Genomic DNA, 21,696 nt, shown 5'->3' with positions numbered 1-21,696 from the left:
CAGTCCCTCAATGCGCCGGAATACGGGTTTGGGCCCAGCGCTGCAGGCGATTGACCGCGAAGATGATCAGGAACGACGCCAGCAGCATGACAACCGCAATCGCGGTCGCATCGGCGTAGCGGAACTCGGAGAGCCGGATCACGATCAGGAGAGGCGCGATTTCCGACACGTTCGGCAGATTGCCGGCAATGAAGATGACGGAGCCGTATTCACCGACCGCGCGCGCGAACGCCAGCGCAAAACCGGTCAACAGCGCCGGAATCAAGCTCGGCAGGATCACCCTGAACACCGTGTGCCAGCGGTTGGCGCCGAGACTCGCCGCCGCCTCCTCGATCTCGACGTCGAGATCCTGCAGGACCGGCTGCACCGTCCGCACCACGAAGGGAATGCCGATGAATACCATCGCGAGGAAGATCCCGATCGGCGTGAACGCGACCTTGATGCCGAGTTCGGCCAGCGGCGCACCGAGCCAGCCTTTTTGGGCGAACAGTTGCGTGAGAGCGACGCCGGCGACCGCGGTCGGCAGCGCAAAGGGGATGTCGACGATGGCATCGAACAGCCGGCGGCCGGGAAAGCGATAACGCACCAGCGCCCAGACGATGATGGTCCCCATCACCAGATTGACCAGGGCGGCGAGAAACGAAAGCCCGAACGAAATCTTCAGCGCATTGAGCGTGCGGCGGCTGGTGATGATGCCCCAGAACTGATCAAGGCTGAGCTCGAACGTCTTGAGAAACAGGCCGGCCAGCGGCAACAGGATAATAATGGAGAGCCATGTCAGGGTCAGTCCCATGGTGAGACCAAACCCCGGCAAGCTGCTCCGCCGTGCCACCGCTATGCTCACAAGTCCCCCTGATTGCTCGGTAAATCGCCCAGATCCGTTCTAGAGCTCAGTTCTTGTAGATCTGGTCGAAGATACCGCCTTCGGCAAAATGTTCCTTCTGCGCCTTTGCCCAACCACCGAAAACGTCGTCGATCGTGAAAAGTTCGACCTTGGCGAAAGATTTTTCGTATTCCCGGGCGATCTCCGAATCGCGCGGACGATAGGAATTGCGTGCGGCGATTTCCTGACCTTCCTTGGTATACCAGTATTTCAGGTAGGCTTCAGCCGCCGCGCGGGTGCCTTTCTTGTCGGCCACCTTGTCGACGACGGAGACCGGCGGCTCGGCCAGGATCGACAGCGGCGGCGAGACGATCTCGAACTTGTCCTTGCCGAATTCGCGCTGCGCCAGGAACGCCTCGTTCTCCCATGCCAGCAGCACGTCGCCGACACCGCGCTCGACGAAGGTCACCGTCGAGCCCCGCGCGCCGGTATCGAGCACCGGCACGTTCTTGAAGAGATCGCCGACGAATTTTTTGGCCTTGTCGGACGAACCGAATTTTTTCTCGGCATAGCCCCATGCCGCCAGATAATTCCAGCGCGCGCCGCCTGATGTTTTCGGGTTCGGCGTGATGACGCTGACGCCGGATTTAATCAAATCGTCCCAATCCTTGATGGCCTTGGGATTGCCCTTGCGCACCAGAAACACGATCGTCGACGTGTAGGGCGAGGCGTTGAGCGGCAAGCGCTTCTGCCAGTCCGGCGCCACCAGGCCCTTGCCGGCGATCGCATCGATATCATAGGCCAGCGCCAGCGTGACCACATCCGCCTGCAATCCGTCGATCACAGAACGCGCCTGCGAGCCGGAGCCGCCATGCGACTGCTTGATCTCGACGCTCTTGCCGGTTTCCTTACTGTAAGCGGCAATGAACGCCTTGTTGAAATCGGCATAGAGCTCGCGCGTCGGATCGTACGACACGTTGAGCAGCGTTACATCGGCAGCGAGCGCAGAACCTGCCCAGAGCAGTCCCGCGACGAGGGGCAGAATACGACGGAACATCTCAATCTCCATTCGGCCTGGTGAAGGATATCACCGGAACACGCGGGACATAACTCGCGGTGAAGTGGCCTTTAGTCAACGAAACCGCTTTTCATTGTTTGCGGCGGTGCAGTTCATTGTCCTATGAAGTCTTGATCGTGTGGATGCCGCATTCTGTCTTGGCTCTTCCGCGCCAGCGACCGGCACGCGCGTCTTCATCAGGCGAGGTCCGGCTGCTGCACGGCATGCATCCGACCGACAGGTAGCCCGACGCCACCAGCGGATGCGGCGGCAATTTCGCAAGCTGGTAGATCGCCTCGATGTCTTCGCGCGCGACATTGGCGAACGGGTTGAATTTCAGCCTGGCGCCGTCGTCTTCGACGACCGCCATCTCGGCGCGCAGGCCGCCCTGGAAGCGCTTGCGGCCGTTGATCCAGGCCGAAAACGGCGCCAACGCCCGCGCCAGCGGCTCGACTTTACGGATACGGCAGCACGCGTCGGGATCGGAGAACCACAATTCGCGGTCCGGATCCTCGCGCGACAAGGTTTCTTCAAGCGGCTTGATCGAGCGGACGTCGCGCAGGCCGAGCGTTTCGATCAACGTGTCGCGATAGGCCAGCGTCTCCTCGAACAGCCAGCCGGTGTCGAGGAAGATCACGGGAATCGCCGGATCGACGTCTGCCATCACCTTGAGCAGTGCCGCCGATTCGGTACCGAACGACGAGACCACCGCCAATTTATCGCGGCCGACGGTCTTCAACGCCGCTTCAATGACTTCCGCTGATGAGGCGCTACGCAGCGCGCGATCGAGCGCCTGCGCCGCCGACAGGTCCAAAGCTTTCTCTATCACGGCCTGGGGTACGAGCGCGTTCACTGGCCGGCACTCTCCGAATGACGCAGCTGCATCCGCCGATGCAGCGCGGTGAGGCGGCCGTCGCCGGTCGGCTGGTAGAACACCGAATAGCTTTTTGCGGTAGAAGCAAACGCCTCGGCGTCGCTGTTCTTCTTCACTTCGAACGTGTCGAAACCGGCGCGCAGCATGAACACGAACTGATCGCGCAACACCTGGCCGGTGGCGCGCAGTTCGCCGTCGAAGCCGTGACGTTCGCGCAGCAGGCGCGCCTGGCTGTAGGCGCGGCCGTCGCGGAACGAGGGAAACACCAGCGCCACCGCGGCCAGCCGGCCGAGATACGGCACGAGATCGTCGAGGTCGCGGTTGTTCGGCCAGATCACGCCGACCTTGCCCGCGCGCTTCAGCAGCGCTTCCGCATCCTCGAGGAACCGCGCCGCCGGAAGGAGGATCGCGCCGTCGCCGGGCAACTCGGCGCCGTCGGCCACATGGACGAACAGATCGGTGGTGATTCTACCCTGCTTAACGAGTGGCATAGACCCGCTCCTTGAATGGCTCGACACCCAGGCGCTTTACCGCATCCACGAACAATTCCTCGGGGCGATCACGCAGTGCGAGATAGGCTTCGACGATATCCTCGATCACGTCGGCGACTTCCGCATAGGGAATCGCCGGACCGATCAGCGTACCCATCTGCGCGCCCTCGTCGGCGCGGCCGCCGATCGTGATCTGGTAAAACTCCTCGCCGTTCTTCTCGACGCCGAGAATGCCGATATGGCCGACGTGGTGATGTCCGCAGGCGTTGATGCAGCCGGAGATGTTGATGTGCAGCCGGCCGATCAGCTCGGCGGTGTCGTGATTGGCGAACCGACGGGTCAGCTCCTGCGCGATCGGGATCGAGCGCGCATTGGCCAGCGAGCAATAGTCCAGCCCGGGGCAGGCGATGATGTCGGTGACCAGATTGACGTTCGGCGTGGCGAGCCCGATCCGGTCGAGCGCCTTCCATAGTTGCGGCAGGTCGCGCTTGGCGACATGCGGCAGGCACAGATTCTGTTCGTGGCCGACACGGATTTCGCCGAAGGAGTAGCGGTCGGCGAGATCGGCGACCGCATCCATCTGGTCGGAGGTGGCGTCGCCGGGCGGTGCGCCCACCGGCTTCAGCGAGATCGTCACGATCGAATAGCCCTGGACCTTGTGCGGGAACACGGAGTTCCTGCGCCAGCGTTCGAACAGCGGATCATGCGCGGCCTGTTTCAGCTCGTCCGGCATGTGCGGCAGCTTTTCATAGGCCGGATAGGAGAAGCGCGAACGCACCTCCTCGATGACGGAATAGTCGAGCGTCAATCCGACGTCGCCCATCTGCTTCCATTCCTCGTCGACCTCGCGCGCGAATTTCTCGATGCCGAGCTCGTGCACCAGGATCTTGATGCGGGCCTTGTAGATGTTGTCGCGACGGCCGTACTGGTTGTAGACGCGCAGGATCGCCTCGACATAGCTCAGGATGTCGCGGCCGTGCACGAACGGCTTGATGGTCTTGCCGATGAACGGCGTCCGGCCGAGACCGCCGCCGACCAGCACTTCAAAGCCGGTCTCGCCTTCCGCGTTCTTGTACAGGCGCAGCCCGATGTCGTGCACCTTGATCGCCGCACGGTCGTGCTCGGATGCCGTGATGGCGATCTTGAACTTGCGCGGCAGGAAGGAGAATTCCGGATGCAGCGTGGTGTGCTGGCGCAGGATTTCCGACCAGATGCGGGGATCCTCGACCTCGCCCGGCGCGACGCCGGCCCATTGGTCAGAGGTGACGTTGCGCATGTTGTTGCCGGACGTCTGCATCGCATGGATGCCGACCTCGGCAAGGTCCGCGAGCGCGTCCGGCAATTCGGCGAGCTTGATCCAGTTGAACTGGATGTTCTGCCTTGTGGTGAAATGGCCATAGCCGCGGTCGTAGCGGCGTCCGACACGGGCCAGCGCGCGCAGCTGCTTGGACGACAGCGTGCCGTAGGGGATCGCGACGCGGAACATGTAGGCGTGCAGCTGCAGATAGACGCCGTTCTGCAGGCGCAGCATCTTGAATTCGTCCTCGGTGAGCTCGCCGGAGAGGCGGCGCTTCACCTGGTCGCGGAATTCAGACACGCGTTCGTTGATCAGCGTGCGATCGAGTTCGTCATATGCGTACATGATGGATATGCCTTACGCCGGAACCGGAAGCAGATCGATGGTGAGGCCTTCCGACCGGATATGTTCGCGGAGATTGCCGGGCTTGATCTCGCCGCCGTCCTTGAGTTCGACCGGCGCGATATAAGGGCCGATCGCGCCGACGTCATCGGCGGTGGCTTCGCCAAGCAGTGTTCGCGCCTCATCCGAGGTGCGCACGATCGCGGCATCCGACAGGTTCGCCGACCAGCCTTGCTGCGCGGTGCGATAGATCACGACGCCATCCCAGGTGCGGTTGGCGGTGACCATCGAGGGCCCCGTGATCTTGATTTTTTGTTGTAACGGAGAAGTCATTCTGCAGCATCCCTCAATTCGGAGATCACTTGATCGAGATCTGATTGGCGCCACGGTGCGGAATGCGCGACCACGTCACCGATGATGAGAACGGCGGGACCGCCGTCGATTTGATCGACCAGCGCCGGCAAATGTTCGAGCGTGCCGACCACCGCCTGGGCGTCCGGCCGCGTCACCCGCGCGAACACGCCGACCGGCGTTTGCGGCAAGCGTCCGGCGGCGAGCAGGCCCGCACGGATCGCGGGTGCGGCGGTCATGCCCATGTAGACCACGATGGTCATCTTCTTGTCTGTCAGCACCGACCAGTCGACGGTCTCGGCGTCCCTCGCCTTGTGGGCGGTGAGGAAGGTGATGCGCAGCGCCTCGTGGCGATAGGTCAGCGGCGCTTCGAACTGCGCCGCGGCGCCCAACCCAGCGGTGATGCCCGGCACCACCGAGTAGGCGACACCGGCCGCGCGCAACACTTCGATTTCCTCGCCGCCACGGCCGAAGATGAAGGGATCGCCGCCCTTCAGCCGCACCGCGCGTTGTCCTGATCTCGCTGCCTCGATCAGCAGCTTGTTGATCGCATCCTGGCCGATGCCGGGCTTGCCGACGCGGCGGCCGACCGGAATGCGCGAGGCATCGCGGCGCACGCGATCGAGAATCTCCGGCGATACCAGTTCGTCATAAAAAACGACGTCGGCATCCTGCAGCGCGCGCAGCGCCTTGATGGTGAGCAGGTCCGGATCGCCGGGCCCGGCGCCGACCAGCGTCACCCGGCCTTCGGCCTTGCCCTGATCATTGGCACCGGCGAAAGCGGAAGGGTTCGCGATCGCCTGCAGTTGCTTCGCGGCTTCGTCCGTGCGTCCGGCCAGCACCAGCGCGCCGATCGGGCCGTCGATCACGCGTTCCCAGAAACGGCGGCGCAACGAAAATTCGGGGATCCGCGCATGCATCGCTTTGCGAAAGCCGCCGATGAAGCCGGCGAGGTCGCCGATCCGCGCCGGCAGGACAGCCTCGATAGACTCTCGCACGCGGCGCGCCACGACAGGCGAAGTGCCGCCGGTGCCGACGGCAACGACGACGTCGCCGCGATCGACGATGGCGGGAAAGATGAAAGTCGAATGGACGAGGTCATCCATCACATTGACGGGTAGTCCGACCGCCTTGGCGCGTACCGACATCGCCACGCCGATGTCGCCGGCCCCGGCGCAGAGGATCGCGATCACCCCAGCCAGATCGGCGGTGAGCGGATCACCGGCATCAGGCTCGATCCGCGCCACGTCGTCGGCGGCGAGGCCGGAGAGGTCCTGATCGCCGTCGGTCGCGAACCAGCGGACCTGCGCGCCGGCAGCGGCGAGCAAGCGCAATTTGGCGCGCGCGAGGTCGCCCGCTCCAACGAGCAGCACCTTGCCGCTTTGCAGATCCAGAAACACAGGCAGATAGCGCATCAGATACTCGCTTCCCCAACTTGGGGGTTGACTGAAATTATTTTCTATTTATCTCTCGATCAAGGCCTGCAAAGAGAAAATTATTTCTTCTCTATTGCGGTGCAACTTTAGAATTTTTCCACTCTCAAGTCCAAGGCCAAGAGATGCATCTTCTCAACAAGGAATCCGGCGGACACGGGTTGCAGTCCGCGGCCCTCAACCAGGCCTCATCCGCGCCCAAAATTCTGGTCCATGGGCAGCTGCCGCCGCCCTCGATGGACCACCTCGACGAGCTCGAGGCGCAGAGCATCTACATTCTGCGCGAAGCCTTCGCGCGGTTGAAGAAGCTGGCGCTGCTGTGGTCGCTGGGCAAGGATTCCAACGTCATGATCTGGCTGGCGCGCAAGGCCTTCTTCGGCCGCGTGCCGTTCCCGGCCTTGCATGTCGACACCGGCAAGAAATTTGCCGAGATGTATGCGTTCCGCGATCGCTTCGGCAAGGAATGGGAGCTCGATCTCAAGATCGAGCCCTGCCCTCCGATCGACGCCGTCGATCCGACACTGCCGCCGGCCGCGCGTTCCGCCGCCCGCAAGACCGAAGGCCTCAAATGGGCGCTGACCAAATACGGCTTTGACGGATTGATCGCCGGCATTCGCCGCGACGAGGAAGCCACCCGCGCCAAGGAGCGCGTGTTCTCGCCGCGCGGCCTCGAAGGCGGCTGGGATGTGCGCGATCAGCCCCCGGAATTCTGGGACCATTTCAACGCCTCGCCGCCGCAAGGGGCGCATTTGCGCATCCACCCGATCCTGCATTGGACCGAGGCCGACATCTGGGCCTACACCAAGCGCGAGAACATTCCGATCATCCCGCTGTATCTGTCGAAGGACGGCAAGCGTTATCGCTCGCTGGGCGATCAGGACATCACCAATCCGGTGGCGTCGACCGCCTCCAGCATCGATGAGATCCTGACCGAACTCGACGGCACCAAGGTGCCGGAACGTGCGGGCCGCGCGCTCGATCACGAAACCGAAGATGCCTTCGAGCGGCTGCGTGTCGCCGGTTATCTCTGACGGACATTAGGTGTGAGTGCTGCGATGAACATGATCCTCCCCTCAAGCGTATTGGCGACACCCAACGGCACCACGCGGCCGCAGATTCGCATCGTCATCGTCGGCCATGTCGACCATGGCAAATCCACCCTGGTCGGCCGCCTGCTGCATGAAACCGGCAGCCTGCCCGAGGGCAAGCTGGAAATGCTCAAGGCGGTCAGCGCGCGGCGCGGCATGCCGTTCGAATGGTCGTTTCTCCTGGATGCGCTGCAAACCGAACGCGACCAGGGCATCACCATCGACACCACGCAGATCCGCTTCCGCACCCGCTCGCGCGACGTGGTCCTGATCGACGCGCCCGGTCACGCTGAATTCCTGCGCAACATGATCACCGGCGCCTCGCAGGCCGACGGCGCGGTGCTGATCATCGACGCGCTGGAAGGCGTGCGCGACCAAACGCGTCGGCACGGCTATTTGCTGCATCTGCTCGGCATCAAGCAGGTCGCCGTCGTCGTCAACAAGATGGACCGCGTCGATTTCAGCGCCGATCGCTTCAAGGAGATCAGCGACGAGATTTCTTCGCATCTGACCGGCCTCGGCGTGACGCCGTCTGCGGTGATTCCGATTTCCGCGCGCGACGGCGACGGCGTTGCCGAACGCACGCCGCGGATCTCCTGGTACCAGGGGCCGAGCGTCGTCGAGGCGCTCGATGCGCTCGAACCGGCACGGCCGCTGGAGCAGCTGGCGCTGCGGCTGCCAGTGCAGGCGATCTACAAATTCGACGATCGCCGCATCGTCGCCGGCCGCATCGAATCCGGCAGTCTCAGCGCCGGCGACGAGATCGTCATCATGCCTGCCGGCAAGATCGCGAAGATCAAGACCGTCGAGAGCTGGCCGGTAACTCCTGTCAACGGCAGCCACGGCGCCGGCCGCTCGGTCGGCATCACGCTCGACCGCGAATTGTTCATCGAACGCGGCGACGTGATCGCCCATGCCGGCGCGACCCCGCGCGATACGCGGCGGATTCGCGCCCGGATTTTCTGGCTCCACGACAAGCCGCTCGCCAAGGGCGAGCAGATCCTGATCCGCCTCGGCACCCGCGAAAGCCGCGCCCATGTGGTCGCGATCGAGAAGGCGATCGATCCCGGCGAACTCTCCAACGCGGAGACCAGGTCGATCGCGCGCAATCACGTTGGCGAAATCGATATCTCGCTGGCGCAGCCGGTCGCGGCTGATCCCTATCAGGACAATCCGCGCACCGGACGGCTGGTGATCGAAGTCAATGGCCGCATTGCCGGCGGCGGCCTCGTGCTGTCGGTCGATGCCGGACAACGCGCCGTTCCGATCGATATCGTTCCGGTGGAATCTGCGCTGCGCCCCGAGGAACGCTCGGCGCGCTATCGCCACAACGGCGCGGTGATCTGGCTGACCGGCTTGCCCGGTTCGGGCAAATCGACGCTGGCCCGCGCATTGGAGCGCCGGCTGTTCGGCAATGGCGGTTCGCCCATCCTGCTCGACGGCGATACGCTGCGCGCCGGCCTCAATGGCGATCTCGGTTTCTCGGCGCAGGATCGCACCGAAAATATCCGAAGGCTCGCCGAAGTCGCAACCCACCTGGCGCGCAATGGCCACATCGCCATCGTCGCCGCGGTTTCCCCCTCGGCCGATGATCGCGCCGCGGCGCGCCGCATTGCCGACGCCGCATTCCGCGAAATCTATGTCGCAACACCGGCCGAAATCTGCGAAAGCCGCGACCCCAAGGGTCATTACGCCAAGGCACGCGCAGGCACGCTGCAATCCTTCACCGGGATCGGCAATGACTACCAGCCGCCGACCCAGAGCGAGCTGCGGATCGACACCTCGAGCGGTTCGGTTGCCGATGCCACCGATACGATCGAGCGGATGCTGGCGGAGACCGGCGTTCTGTTCGACGAACTGGTCGATCTCGCGGCCAATATCTAAAGCGCTGTCTGTAGGATGGGTTGAGCTCTTGCGAAACCCATCCTCTCGGCTCGAGCGGATTGATTGATGGGTTTCGCAAGGGCTCAACCCATCCTACGCGCTGCACGCCTAGGCCGTAGGATGGGTTGAGCCCTTCGCGAAACCCATCATCCTGCTCCGTGGGTTTAATCCCGTTCGCCAAACCTGCCGTCGTTTTCGGGCTCATGCACGTCGCCAGCCCAATCCTCCGGATAAACCCCAAGCTTCACCATGCGATGGAACGACGAAAACGGCCAGCCCCGCGCTCGCGTCACCAATCCATGCTGACCGGATTGATATGGATGTAATCGACGTGACGCGAGAAATCCCTCTCGTCGCGGATCGTATGCCCCCAGTAGCGCCGCTGCCAGATGCCACGCTAATCGGCCAATATCTAGGCTTTTTGGGGCCTTCTCATCGACCCGGCTTTAGGGCTAAAAGGGCGGCCGACGCTGCCGCTTTTGGCGCGCTTTTTGCTGTTTTCACACTGAAAACGCCCTCCTGTTCGCCGTTTCCACCCGAGAAAGCCCATCATGAATCGTGTCGATACCAACGGATTGAAGATCGCCCCCGAACTGTTCGATTTCATCGCCAAGGAGGCGACCCCCAATACCGGGATTTCCCCCGACGCATTCTGGGCCGGGCTTGCCGCCATCATCGCCAAACTGGGACCGAAGAATCGCGAACTTCTCGCCGTTCGCGACGCGCTGCAGGCCAAGATCGATGGCTGGCACCGTGCCAACAAGGGCAAGGCGTTCGACATGAACGCCTACACGGCTTTCCTCAAGGAGATCGGCTATCTCTTGCCGGAGCCCGCGACCCACAAGGTCGAGACGGCAAATGTCGACGAGGAAATCGGCAAGATCTGCGGTCCGCAGCTCGTCGTTCCCCTGACCAACGCCCGCTACGCGCTGAACGCAGCGAATGCCCGCTGGGGCAGCCTGTATGATGCTTTCTACGGCACCGACGCGATCCCGCACGATCCAAGCGAGGCTGGCCGCGGCTACAACAAGGCGCGCGGCGACAAGGTGATCGCCAAGGCCAAGGCATTCCTCGATGCCGCCGTGCCGCTCGCGACCGGCAGCCACACCAATGTGACCTCCTACAGCGTGATCGCCGGCCAGCTCTCGGCCAAGCTGAGCGGCAACGCCACCGCGCTGAAGTCGGCCGAACAGTTCGCCGGCTATCAGGGTGATCCTGCCGCGCCGACCGCAATCCTCTTGGTCAACAACGGCATGCATGTCGAGGTCAAAATCGACCGCAGCAATACCATCGGCAAGGACGATCCGGCCGGCGTCGCCGACATGATCCTGGAATCGGCGGTGTCCACCATCCTCGACATGGAAGACAGCGTCGCCGCCGTCGATGCCGAGGACAAGGTGCTGGTTTATCGCAACACGCTCGGCCTGATGGACGGCACGCTGTCGGCGGATTTCGAAAAGGGCGGCAAGACGCTCAAGCGCTCGCTCAACCCTGACCGCATCTACAAGACGCCCGACGGCAAGGACCTGACGCTGCACGGCCGCAGCCTGCTATTGATGCGCAATGTCGGCCATCACATGTTCACCGACGCTGTGCTGGATTCAAAGGGCGAGGAAATTCCGGAAGGCCTGCTCGATGCCGCGGTCGCCGGCCTGCTGGCGATCCACGATCTCAAGGGCTCTTCGAAGACGAAGAACAGCCGCACCGGCTCGGTCTATATCGTCAAGCCGAAGATGCACGGCCCCGACGAGGTCGCGCTGACCTGTGAGCTGTTCGGCGAAGTCGAGAAGATGCTGTCGCTGCCGGAAAACACCATGAAGGTCGGCATCATGGACGAGGAGCGCCGCACCACGGTCAACCTCAAGGCCTGCATCCAGAACGCCTCGAAACGGATCTGCTTCATCAACACCGGCTTCCTCGACCGCACCGGTGACGAGATCCACACCTCGATGGAAGCGGGTCCGATGATCCGCAAGAACGACATGAAGGCGCAGCCCTGGATCAAGGCCTATGAAGACTGGAACGTCGACATGGGCCTGATCGACGGCCTGCCCGGCCATGCCCAGATCGGCAAGGGCATGTGGGCCGCCCCCGACAAGATGGCCGACATGCTGACGCAGAAGATCGGCCACCCGCAGGCCGGCGCCACCACCGCCTGGGTGCCGTCGCCGACCGCCGCCACGCTGCATGCGCTGCATTATCATGAGATCAACGTGCAGGCGCGCCAGCAGGAGCTCGCCAGGGGCGGCCAGCGCGCCAAACTCTCCGACATCCTCACCATCCCGGTGTCGCAGTCGAACTGGGCGCCTGACGATGTGAAGCAGGAGATCGACAACAACTGCCAGGGCATTTTGGGTTACGTCGTGCGCTGGATCGACCAGGGCGTCGGCTGCTCGAAGGTACCTGACATCCACGGCGTCGGCCTGATGGAAGACCGCGCCACCCTGCGCATCTCGGCGCAACATCTGGCCAACTGGCTGCATCAGGGCGTCATCACCAAGGATCAGGTGATGGAATCCCTAAAGAGAATGGCGGTCGTGGTCGACGGCCAGAACAAGGGCGATGCGCTGTACAAGCCGATGGCACCCGCCTTCGACGGCGTCGCCTTCAAGGCGGCGTGCGACCTGGTGTTCAAGGGCCGCGAGCAGCCGAACGGCTACACCGAATTCATCCTCACCGCCCGCCGTCGCGAAGCCAAGGCAAGCCAAAGCGGCGAATAGGGAGTGGCGAGTGGCGAATGGAAATTCTATTCGCTACTCACCATTCGCCATTCGCGCCTTCTTCAGGCCGCGCGTATCGTCTGCAGGAATTTTCCGACCTCGAGTTTGAGGCAATTGCCTTCCTGCGAGAGCGAACGGGCGGAACTATGAACCTGTTCGGCCGCCGCCTGGGTGTCGGCCGAACCGCGACTGACATCGGCGAGGCAGCCGCCGACCTCGATGGCGCCCTGGGCGGCTTGCTGGACGTTGCGCGCAATCTCCTGCGTCGCGGTGCCCTGTTGTTCGACCGCGGCGGCGATCGCCGTTGAAATCGCGGAGATCTGCCCGATCGTGCCGCCGATCGCCTTGATCGCGGACACCGACTGCTCCGTTGCCGACTGCATCTGGGTGATCTGGGCGCCGATTTCCTCGGTCGCCTTGGCGGTTTGGGCGGCAAGCGCCTTGACCTCGGAAGCAACCACCGCAAAGCCCCGCCCCGCCTCGCCGGCGCGCGCCGCTTCGATCGTCGCATTGAGCGCCAGCAGATTGGTCTGCTCGGCCACCGCCGCGATCAGCTTGACGACTTCGCCGATGCGGCCGGCCGCCTGCGACAGTTCCGCGATCCGCTCATTGGTCTGCTCGGCCTGACGCACGGCGGCATGGGTGATGTCTTCCGATTGCTTCACCTGACGGCCGATTTCGGTCACCGAGGAAGCCATCTGCTCCGAAGCGGCGGCCGCCGATTGCGCATTGGCCGATGAACGGTCGGAAGCGGATGCCGCCTCTGCCGTATGCTTGTGACTGGTTTCCGCCGTCCTGGTCAGGCTGCCGGCGGCGAGTTCGATCTCGGAAGAGGCCGTTGAGACGGCCTCGATGATCTTGCCGATCGCCTGCTCGAAGCCGTCGGCGACCTGGCTCATCGCCAGCTTGCGTTCTTCCTCCGCCTTGAGCTTGAGACCGGCTTGCTCGGATTCCATGGCCTGAACGCGCAGCGCGTTTTCCCTGAACACCTGGACCGCGCGGGCCATGGCGCCGACTTCATCCGTCCGTTTGAGGGACGGTATTTCAATATCCAATCCACCGCCGGCGAGCCGTGCCATCACGCCGGTCATGCGGGTCATCGGCCGGATCACACCGAGGCCGACGCCGACAAGGCCGCCGCCAATGATCAGGAACACCAGGGCCGAGATGCCCCACAGAATAACGTTGAACGTGCCGACACGCTGGGTCGCGGCCGTTTCGATGGCCGCGTTGTCGTCAGTGGTCTTCTTGACGATTTCGTCGATCAGGGCGCGGTGCGCCAGATAGGCGGCCGAGATTTCCGAATACGCCTTTGCCGAGGCGGCGGCGTCTGCCTTGGCCAAGGCCGGCAGGAACGCCTGCTCGATGGCGGTCCAGAAGCGCTGCACCTCGCGATGCGAATCCACAACGAACTTCGCCTTCACCATTGGCTCCAGGTCAGACTTCACCCAGAACGCGTGGCGCTCGTCATATTCCTTTTTCAATTGCTTCAGCCGCTCGCGACGGTTGGCGAGTTCAGCCGGATTGTTCAGCGCAAGGGTGGCTTCGAGATAGGATTCGATCACATATTCCGGCGGCGGCAGGATGTCGGCGATCAGATCGTTGCCGAGCTTGAGTTTGTTGTAGAGGGGTCCGCCGACCTTGACCTCGCCGAGCGCGAAGATGCCGGTGAACACCACGGCCCCCAGGCCGATTGCCGTGACAAGACCGAACAGGACTATGGCCCGCGTGATCGTCAAACGAAGCTTCATTGCCAACGTTTCCTCAATATCGATCCGGTTCCGCTCTTGGTGAGCCGAACTTAAATTCGCTTGAAACGCGAAGATTATTGCCTACTCGCGTTAACGTTCAGTTTGCCGTCGCATACAACCGCAGTTTCTGCAGCCGGGCCCCGTTCAAATACGGGAGGTGGCGCGCGATCTGTCGCAGGGCTGGTGCCGCTTTGCCGCACCGCAGGAACGTTTGGATCGTGCGCCCGTTGAGAATTCATCCCAACTCACATGGAGAGATGACGATGGATTGGAACCGGATTGAAGGAAACTGGAAACAGTTCAAGGGCGCCGCCAAGGAGAAATGGGGCAAGCTCACCGACGACGATCTCGATGTGATCGAAGGCCGTCGTGAGCAACTCGAAGGCAAGCTGCAGCAACGCTATGGCTTCGCCAAGGACCAGATCCACAAGGACGTGGACGATTGGTTCAAGACCCTCAGATAATCACTGCAAGATGAAAAGCCCCGGCATCGCCGGGGCTTTTTGTCGCTAGATCACGGCGATGTATTTCAACAGCGAGATCACGCCGAGGATGATCACCACGACTCGCGCGATCTGTTTGGCGCGGCCATCAAGCGGCAGCAGGTTGATGAGATAGAGAACGAGAATAACGACGAGAAACGTGACGAGTACGCTGACAAGCATGCGGGCCCCCTCGGCTGGAATAGCGCTGTTGGTATTTTGTTAACGTGTCACCTCACATTGGGTTCCGGGCGGGGAACCTGCGTGTAAAATGAAAACTTCAACCATTTCAATGGCTCCGTAGTTCTACTACGCAGGCGCTGTCTAAGTATTTACCCTTTTCGCCCCAAATGACCGCGGCTTTGGGGGAGCATCATGTTGAACCGTCTGACCGTATCCGCGCTGCTGAAGACCGTCATCCTGGCCACCGCCTTCTGCATCGTGGTGGGCTTCTCGCTCAACGCCTGGGATGCCTGGGGCCGCCTGCAGGTGGCAAACCGCATCTCGGTGGTCACCGACGCATCCGCCAATATGTTCAAGGCAATGCATAATCTGCGTACCGACCGCTCCACGACCAACCGGTTGTTGAATGGCAACGCGCCGATGGACAGCGACATCGAAAAGTATCTGCGCGGCCTTCGTGACACGGAAATGCCGGCGATGAACAGCGCACTTGGTCAGCTCGGCAAGATCGAATTCGCGCAGCAAGCGACGCTGGTCTCCGAATTCGACCGCCTGTTCAAGCAACTGCAGGCACAGCAGAAGGAATTCTGGGAAGCCATGGCTCAGCCCAAGGAATCCCCCCGCCGTCCGGCGCTCGCCAAGGAGTACATGGACACGACGGGCGCGCTGCTCACCACCCTCGACAAGCTCTCGGGGACGCTTGCCGCCAATGTCAACCATCAGGATCCGGTGATCGACCAGTTGCTCGCGATCAAGCAGATCGCCTGGTTGCTGCGTAATACCGCGGGCGAAGCTTCGCTGTTGATTTCCAATGGACTGGGCACCGGAAAGGCGACGGCGGAGACCCGCATGGCCCACACCAAGTTCAGCGGTGGCGCCGAGGCCGCCTGGAATGCGCTGGAACTGACCGCCACTGGCATGCAACTGCCGCCGGCGCTTTCGAGCGCGATGGCTGCGACCAAGAAAGCCTATTTCGAACCGGATTATCTCGCCTTGCGCGAACGCCTGCTGACGGCGCTGATCGCCGGCGAGAAGCCTGAACTGACGGCGAACCAGTGGAGCCCGATCACGGTGGGACGACTCTCGGCCGCCGTCAACGTCGCCGAAGCGGCGCTCGACGCTGCCCGGGACCATACCGTGATGCAGTATTCCTCGGCGCGGCGTGCGCTGGTGGTGCAACTGGTGCTGCTGGTCGGCGCGCTGGCGTTGACGTTCGGCGCGCTGATTCTCGTCACCCGCCGCGTCATCAAGCCGCTGCACAATATGCGCGACGCCATGCTGAAGGTCGCCGCCGGCGACCTGACCGTCGACACCGGCTATGCGGTGCGCAAGGATGAAATCGGCGCGCTCGCCGGCGCGCTGGAGACGTTCAAGCAGCAGGCCGAAGACAAGGTCCGGACGAGGCGCAGGAGCGCGAACGCAATGCCGGCGCCACCGCGCGGCAGCAGGCGATCGAAACCTATGTCGGCGAATTCGAGAGCCTGGTGCGCCAATCGCTCGACCAGCTGGGCGACGCGTCCGGCCAGATGCGAACCACCTCGGACGGCCTGTCCGCGGTTTCCCGCCAGACCAACGCGCGGGTTGAGGTGGCCGAAAAGGCCTCCAGCGAAGCCTCGATGAGCGTCGAGACCGTTGCGGCCGCGTCGGAAGAACTGAGCGCCTCGATCAACGACATCAGCCAGCAGGCCGCGCACGCCGCCGGCATTGCCAGCCGCGCGGTGAGCCAGGCGCGTGAGACCGACGGCACCGTGCAGGGCCTTGCCGCTTCCGCCGGCCGGATCGGCGAAGTCGTCGGGCTGATCAACTCGATCGCCGCCCAGACCAACCTGTTGGCGCTGAATGCGACCATCGAGGCTGCCCGCGCCGGTGAAGCCGGCCGCGGCTTTGCGGTGGTGGCTTCCGAAGTCAAATCGCTGGCAAGCCAGACCGCGAAGGCGACCGAGGAAATCTCCGAGCAGATCTCCGACATTCAGAAGGTCGCGAACGAGGCGATCGAAGCCATCAAGGGCATCGGCGGCATCATCGGCGAGGTCAACGAGGTCGCGACCGCGATTGCGGCCGCCGTGCAGGAACAGGGCGCCGCGACGCAGGAGATCACGCGCAGCACGCAATTCGCCGCGCAGGGCACCAAGAACGTCTCCGACAACATCTCGGGCGTGAAAACCGACGCCGATGCGGCAGCCGCCGCTGCCGACGACGTCAAGCACGCCTCCGAGACGCTGGAAACGCAGAGCAAGCAGTTGGGTACTCAGGTCACTCAGTTCCTCGGCAAGATCCGCGCGGCCTGATTATTCCAACGGGAGCTGTCATGCCCGGGCTTGACCCGGGCATCCACGACTTACTTTTCCGTCGACACCACAGACGTGGATGGCCGGGTCAAGCCCGGCCATGACGGAAGTTGAGATGTCGCGTCCCTAACCAATCTCATTCACTCCCGCGCCACCACCGGCACGCGTTCATATTTCGCGCGCAGCTTGTCCGAGGCGGGTGAGAAGTTCAGCTCGGCGCCGCGCTTGTCGGCGCTGCGGCCGGCCACCAGCAAACCGTTTTCTCCGGCGACGATGTCGCCCTTGCGCAAGGTCGGATCGGCCTCGATCTTGACCTGTGCGAGCCCGATCTGATCCTTGTCGTTGCAGGTGCACCCGGCCACGAGTTCGTTGCGATAGCGGAACGCGTTCGGCAGTTCCGAATAGGGCTTTCCGTTCTCGGCGGCGTTGTCGATGTTGCTGCCGTAGAACACCTTGGTCTCGCTGGCCGGGCAGAAGCTGTCGCAGGACGCCGCACGGCTGGCATTGTCGGAGCCAGTCACCGGAAAATAGCGTCCGTCGCAGGTACGCACGCAAAACGCCTGACCGCCGCCGCCATAACGCCGCGCCTCGCTGCGCTGAACCGGCATCGGTCCGCCGTCGTTCGCAAACGGCAACGAAATATAAGGGCCCCTCGCCCGACCCATGCCGCCGAACAGGGCCGAGAAGAAGTCCTGGGCCTGCGCCGCAGGCGCCAGCGCAGAAGCGCCTGCCAAAGCCGCCGCGCCCAGGATTGCCATTCTACTCACGTGCATTCGCTTCTCCCGCTGGGTCGTCGGCTCAGTTGAGCTGCGACGCCGTCAAATTCATTGCCTGCCGCCCCGAGGGCGGCGGCGTCAGCGCCGGACGTGCCGGCCGCACGCTGATGGTGGTGCGCGTCTCCATGCGCGGCGCGTTCTTCGGCAGCACCACGACCTTGGTGCCGACATCGACCCGGCTGAAGAGATCACTGACGTCCTCATTCGTCAGGCGAATGCAGCCTGAGGAAACGAACTTGCCGATCGTCGAGGGATCGTTGGTGCCGTGGATGCGGTACTGGCTGGACCCGAGATACATCGCCCGGGCGCCGAGCGGATTGCCTGGGCCTCCGGCCATGAAGCGCGGCAGATAGGGCTGGCGCGCGATCATCTCGGCCGGCGGATGCCAATCCGGCCACTCCGCCTTGCGGCTGATGGTCTGTACGCCGGACCAGGTAAAGCCTTCGCGGCCGACGCCGACGCCATAGCGAACGGCGCGGCCCTGCCCAAGCACGTAATACAGCGCGGTGTTGCCGGTATCGATCACGATGGTACCGGGCGCCTCCGACGTGTTGAAAGCGACCACGGCACGGCGCAGCCGCTCCGGCACGACGCCCGCGTCGGGCGTTGCCGGCTCAACCATCACCTCATCCGCGGGAAACGCGTTTGGCTGGGTGGAGGCATAACCCAGCAGCTGCGCGCTCGCCGCGCTGGAGAATACCGAGGGGGCCAGCAGCATGGTGCTGATGAAGACGAGCGCGTGGGTTACGCGCGACGGACGCCGGCGATGAGAGGACTTCGTCATGGGACTGCCCCGGTTGGATACGCATCGTGTGATGCTCTGGATGGGCAACGCGACCGGGGCTGCGCAGTTCCCTGCGACTCGAGCTGGCAGGCTTGCTGTCAAGCCACCGGCACTCACGCTTCCGCGATGGAACTTTTGCCTCGACCTTCTGTTGTGTGACCTGAGAATTCGGTTCGCGGGGCGACGTCGCGGCTGCCATGTCATCACCGCCTCGCGCGGGGGAGAACCGTTGTGCGTGTCTCGCCGCCCAAACCTTTGCCAGAAGAACGCAGGGCGCCGTCCGATGAAAGCAGCCCGACGGAACGCAGGCCGGCGCAAGGCGAGCACAAGCCAACTGAACGAAAGCCATCCGACGGCAAGGCCTCAGACAACAAGACCTCTGACCACAAGGCTTCGCAGGGCGACCGTCAAAAAGCTAGTGCGGCAGAAGGCAAACCGCTGCCCGACGGCCATGTCGAACTGCCTCCGCTGATCAGCCGCGCCGAAATCGTCGCCTTCTCGCTGGTATCGTTGCTGATCATCTGCATCGTCGCCGTGCTCTACGCCGCGAAACCGTTCTTCCTGCCAGTCACGATGGCGTTCATCGTCGGCACGATGCTGTCGCCGGCGGCGAACTTCCTCGAGCGCTATCGGATACCCCGGGCGCTGGGCGCCGTCCTGATCGTGTCTGCCGTCGTCACCGGCGCAGCCTTCATGATCGGCCTGATTGCGTCGCCGGTGATGGAATGGAGCGGCAGGCTTCCGGAACTGGGGGCAGAGCTGAAGGAAAAAATGCACGTCTTCGACCGGCCGCTGGCGCTGTGGCGTCAGCTGCAAGGCCTGCTCGGCAGCTCCGACACGCTGGCGACATTCCACATACCGAAATTCGAATGGGTGCAGCCGACGCTTGAATTCCTGTCGCCGACCCTCGCCGAGTTCCTGCTGTTCGTCGCCACCCTGATCCTGTTCATCGCGAGCTGGAAGGACCTGCGACGGGCAATGGTGATGAATTTCGGCGACCGGCCGGTACGGTTGCGAACGCTGCGGATCCTCAACGAGATCGAGGAGCACCTGGGCAGCTATCTGATCATGGTGACGATGATCAATGTCGGCGTCGGCATCGCAACCGGCATCATCTGCGCAGTCACGGGCATGCCCAATCCGGCAGCCCTCGGCGCGCTGGCCGCGACCTTGAACTACATTCCGATCATCGGACCGGTCGCGATGTTCGTCGTGCTCGTGGTGGTCGGCCTTGTCGCCTTCCCGACGATCAGCGCAGGGCTGCTCGCGCCGCTGCTGTTTGCGGCGATGACCTTCCTCGAGGGCCATTTCCTGACGCCGACGATCGTCGGCCGCAGGCTCGAGCTCAACGCGCTGGCGGTGTTCATCGCGCTGGCGTTTTGGACCTGGCTGTGGGGACCGATGGGCGCATTCCTGGCGTCGCCGATCCTGATCGTCGCGCTGATCCTCAAGGAGCATCTGATGCCGGTCAATTCGCCGCAGTTGCCCTAGAATCAAAGGGTTTCGCAGCAGGAACTTCCGCTTCGGGCAGGCGTTTCCTCGATACGCAAATTGAGTGCCCGGGAGCTTTTGATGTCGATGACGAATGGCGAAGCCGCAAAGAGCATGACGGATAAAGCGACCTACGAACGCCTGGAAAAGGATGTAACCGCCGTGAAAAACGATATCGCAGCCCTCACCGACCAGATCACCGATGCGCTCAACAGTTTTGCCGGCACCGCGGGCAAGCAGGCGCGCCGCGGCTACAGGCAGGCGCGCGCCAATGCGGAGCAGGCGGTGGACGACATGTCCGAGCGCGGCAGCGCCATGATGGACGCGGCTCAGGATGCGGCTTCCTCGATCGAGGAATCGCTGGAAGACGTCATCACGCAGCGGCCGCTGGCAACCGTCGGCCTCGCACTCGGCGTGGGCTTCCTGCTCGGCGCGATGTGGCGCCGGTAATCCGGCGATGATGCAATGATGACCCGCGCCGGAAAGCCAGCCTTCGTCTCTCGATGGCGGCGCTGGCGCGAGGTCGTTTCTTTTGTTGATGCTCTTTTCAGATCGAGGCGGGCCCATGTTTCAGCGACTGATCGATGACTTCAAGGATTCGACCGGCACTGCGCTCCGGCTGACCTCGCTGGCGGCAGCAGCCGCCGTTGCTTTGCTCGTCACCACATCGTTTCTGTGCGCGGCCGCCTTCATCTTCGTGCTGGAGAAGTATGGCCCCGTTTATGCTTGTCTGACCGGCGCCGGCATCTTCTTCGTGGTGACGATGATCGCGACGATCTCCTACATGGTGCGCAAAAAACAGATCGAGACGCGCGTCAAGGAGACCACAAAATCCGCCGCCCAAACCATGCTGGCCGATCCGATGCTGGTCGCGGCCGGCGTCCAGTTGGTGCGCGCGATCGGCATCAAGAAGCTGATTCCGATTCTCGCGGTCGGCGGCCTGGCGCTCGGATTTTTGGCCAGCCGCGGCCAGAGCCAGGCCGGAGGCGAGGCCCCGGCGGAGTAGGTTGGTACTCTCTCTGCTGTCGTCCCGGCCTTGAGCCGGGACCCATACGCCGCGGCAGTTCTTGTTTGCAGAAGGTCTCTAACGCCAGCGCTCCTAACCGATGGGCCGCGGCGTATGGGTCCCGGCTCAAGGCCGGGACGACAGCGTGCTTGTTGCTGCACTGTACTGAACACACCTTCGCGTTCTCGCGACGCATTGCGCCCGAGCTTTGCCAGAAATCCTTGCCCTCGAAATATGAGGGCGCAGGGAAGACCGGGTGCGCGCTGCACCCGCGGTCCCGTGTGCGGTTAGCACAAAACAAAATGCACACGAGCATACAGGGCAGCGGAGAACACCCGGCCTTCCCTGCGCAATGGCTTTACGGCTTATATCGCGCTCTCCCCGGAGACGAGTTCTTGGTTGACTCCGTCGCCGCCGGTTCAGCTCTCGCCTACCCGACAGCTTGACACCTGCAACGGGTGCCAGGACCACACGGTTTTGCCGTACGCTTAATCCACGCCGTCGTCAGACGTGAACAAGCGTCCACCGCAACCCGCCCAACGTCCGTGACGACGGCCGACGCCCTTCTGACCAGG

General features: G+C 63.2%; 18 protein-coding genes and 2 pseudogenes. 8 read left to right on the top strand and 12 right to left on the bottom strand.

Translation table 11 applies throughout. From position 1 onward, the window contains the following. Positions 1 to 7 precede the first annotated feature (7 nt). From cysT to cysG, 7 genes are all read right to left on the bottom strand, one after another. Entirely contained in the window at positions 8 to 814 is an 807-nt protein-coding gene (cysT, locus tag JQ558_RS33585; RefSeq protein WP_283814204.1) for a sulfate ABC transporter permease subunit CysT, read from the bottom strand. A 76-nt stretch (positions 815 to 890) separates the two neighbouring features. Continuing rightward, a complete protein-coding gene (locus JQ558_RS33580; RefSeq protein WP_212296426.1) occupies positions 891 to 1,880 on the bottom strand; it encodes a sulfate ABC transporter substrate-binding protein in 990 nt (329 codons plus the stop codon). A 121-nt stretch (positions 1,881 to 2,001) separates the two neighbouring features. Then, positions 2,002 to 2,733 (bottom strand): phosphoadenylyl-sulfate reductase, encoded by a 732-nt coding sequence (locus JQ558_RS33575; RefSeq protein ID WP_212296425.1) that lies wholly within the window; start codon positions 2,731 to 2,733, stop codon positions 2,002 to 2,004. After that, positions 2,730 to 3,245 (bottom strand): DUF934 domain-containing protein, encoded by a 516-nt coding sequence (locus JQ558_RS33570; protein ID WP_212208579.1) that lies wholly within the window; start codon positions 3,243 to 3,245, stop codon positions 2,730 to 2,732. The genes JQ558_RS33575 and JQ558_RS33570 overlap by 4 nt, the downstream gene beginning before the upstream one ends. Beyond that, complete coding sequence (locus JQ558_RS33565; protein WP_212296424.1) at positions 3,232 to 4,887, bottom strand: nitrite/sulfite reductase; 1,656 nt, start codon at positions 4,885 to 4,887, stop codon at positions 3,232 to 3,234. Before JQ558_RS33565 ends, JQ558_RS33570 begins: the two co-directional genes overlap by 14 nt. 12 nt (positions 4,888 to 4,899) lie before the next feature. Continuing rightward, a complete protein-coding gene (locus JQ558_RS33560) occupies positions 4,900 to 5,217 on the bottom strand; it encodes a DUF2849 domain-containing protein (protein WP_192737192.1) in 318 nt (105 codons plus the stop codon). Next, positions 5,214 to 6,650 carry a siroheme synthase CysG gene (gene cysG, locus JQ558_RS33555; RefSeq protein ID WP_212208581.1) on the bottom strand — a complete coding sequence of 479 codons (1,437 nt, stop codon included), beginning with the start codon at positions 6,648 to 6,650 and terminating at the stop codon, positions 5,214 to 5,216. Before cysG ends, JQ558_RS33560 begins: the two co-directional genes overlap by 4 nt. 254 nt (positions 6,651 to 6,904) lie before the next feature. On the opposite strand from cysG, the gene cysD reads away from it, so the two are divergent. Both cysD and cysC read left to right on the top strand, forming a co-directional pair. Next, a complete protein-coding gene (cysD, locus tag JQ558_RS33550) occupies positions 6,905 to 7,699 on the top strand; it encodes a sulfate adenylyltransferase subunit CysD (protein ID WP_192737217.1) in 795 nt (264 codons plus the stop codon). Positions 7,700 to 7,723: 24 nt separating this feature from the next. Next, positions 7,724 to 9,640 (top strand): adenylyl-sulfate kinase, encoded by a 1,917-nt coding sequence (gene cysC / locus JQ558_RS33545; protein ID WP_212296423.1) that lies wholly within the window; start codon positions 7,724 to 7,726, stop codon positions 9,638 to 9,640. A gap of 164 nt (positions 9,641 to 9,804) precedes the next feature. Here cysC and JQ558_RS37620 read toward each other — a convergent pair. Further along, positions 9,805 to 10,037, bottom strand: a pseudogene (locus JQ558_RS37620) (transposase); the annotation flags it as partial. Positions 10,038 to 10,191: 154 nt separating this feature from the next. On the opposite strand from JQ558_RS37620, the gene JQ558_RS33540 reads away from it, so the two are divergent. Beyond that, positions 10,192 to 12,360, top strand: coding sequence for a malate synthase G (locus JQ558_RS33540; RefSeq protein WP_212296422.1), 2,169 nt, complete (start codon positions 10,192 to 10,194; stop codon positions 12,358 to 12,360). Between the two features lie 62 nt (positions 12,361 to 12,422). On the opposite strand, the gene JQ558_RS33535 is transcribed toward JQ558_RS33540, so the two are convergent. Beyond that, a complete protein-coding gene (locus tag JQ558_RS33535) occupies positions 12,423 to 14,111 on the bottom strand; it encodes a methyl-accepting chemotaxis protein (RefSeq protein ID WP_212296421.1) in 1,689 nt (562 codons plus the stop codon). 263 nt (positions 14,112 to 14,374) lie between these two features. Between JQ558_RS33535 and JQ558_RS33530 the strand changes: the two genes are divergently transcribed. Then, on the top strand, positions 14,375 to 14,575 hold the full coding sequence (locus tag JQ558_RS33530) for a CsbD family protein (protein WP_212208585.1): 201 nt from the start codon (positions 14,375 to 14,377) through the stop codon (positions 14,573 to 14,575). Between the two features lie 45 nt (positions 14,576 to 14,620). On the opposite strand, the gene JQ558_RS33525 is transcribed toward JQ558_RS33530, so the two are convergent. Next, entirely contained in the window at positions 14,621 to 14,776 is a 156-nt protein-coding gene (locus tag JQ558_RS33525; RefSeq protein ID WP_211999735.1) for a Thivi_2564 family membrane protein, read from the bottom strand. Positions 14,777 to 14,968: 192 nt separating this feature from the next. Between JQ558_RS33525 and JQ558_RS33520 the strand changes: the two are divergent. Then, positions 14,969 to 17,064: pseudogene (locus JQ558_RS33520) on the top strand (methyl-accepting chemotaxis protein). Positions 17,065 to 17,204: 140 nt separating this feature from the next. Here JQ558_RS33520 and JQ558_RS33515 read toward each other — a convergent pair. Together JQ558_RS33515 and JQ558_RS33510 are read right to left on the bottom strand one after the other, a co-directional pair. Next, the gene (locus JQ558_RS33515; RefSeq protein ID WP_212296420.1) at positions 17,205 to 17,837 is read right to left on the bottom strand and encodes a DUF2865 domain-containing protein; all 633 of its coding nucleotides are present in this window, start codon (positions 17,835 to 17,837) and stop codon (positions 17,205 to 17,207) included. Between the two features lie 25 nt (positions 17,838 to 17,862). Further along, a complete protein-coding gene (locus JQ558_RS33510) occupies positions 17,863 to 18,624 on the bottom strand; it encodes a L,D-transpeptidase (protein ID WP_212296419.1) in 762 nt (253 codons plus the stop codon). Positions 18,625 to 19,062: 438 nt separating this feature from the next. On the opposite strand from JQ558_RS33510, the gene JQ558_RS33505 reads away from it, so the two are divergent. From JQ558_RS33505 to JQ558_RS33495, 3 genes are all read left to right on the top strand, one after another. After that, positions 19,063 to 20,115, top strand: coding sequence for an AI-2E family transporter (locus tag JQ558_RS33505; protein WP_212296441.1), 1,053 nt, complete (start codon positions 19,063 to 19,065; stop codon positions 20,113 to 20,115). Positions 20,116 to 20,196: 81 nt separating this feature from the next. After that, the gene (locus JQ558_RS33500; protein ID WP_212208589.1) at positions 20,197 to 20,565 is read left to right on the top strand and encodes a YqjD family protein; all 369 of its coding nucleotides are present in this window, start codon (positions 20,197 to 20,199) and stop codon (positions 20,563 to 20,565) included. Between the two features lie 115 nt (positions 20,566 to 20,680). Beyond that, a complete protein-coding gene (locus tag JQ558_RS33495; protein WP_212208590.1) occupies positions 20,681 to 21,121 on the top strand; it encodes a hypothetical protein in 441 nt (146 codons plus the stop codon). Positions 21,122 to 21,696: the final 575 nt, after the last annotated feature.

Source organism: Bradyrhizobium sp. AUGA SZCCT0160, assembly GCF_018130105.1.
Lineage (GTDB): Bacteria > Pseudomonadota > Alphaproteobacteria > Rhizobiales > Xanthobacteraceae > Bradyrhizobium.
This window is presented reverse-complemented; position numbering and strand designations above follow the sequence as displayed.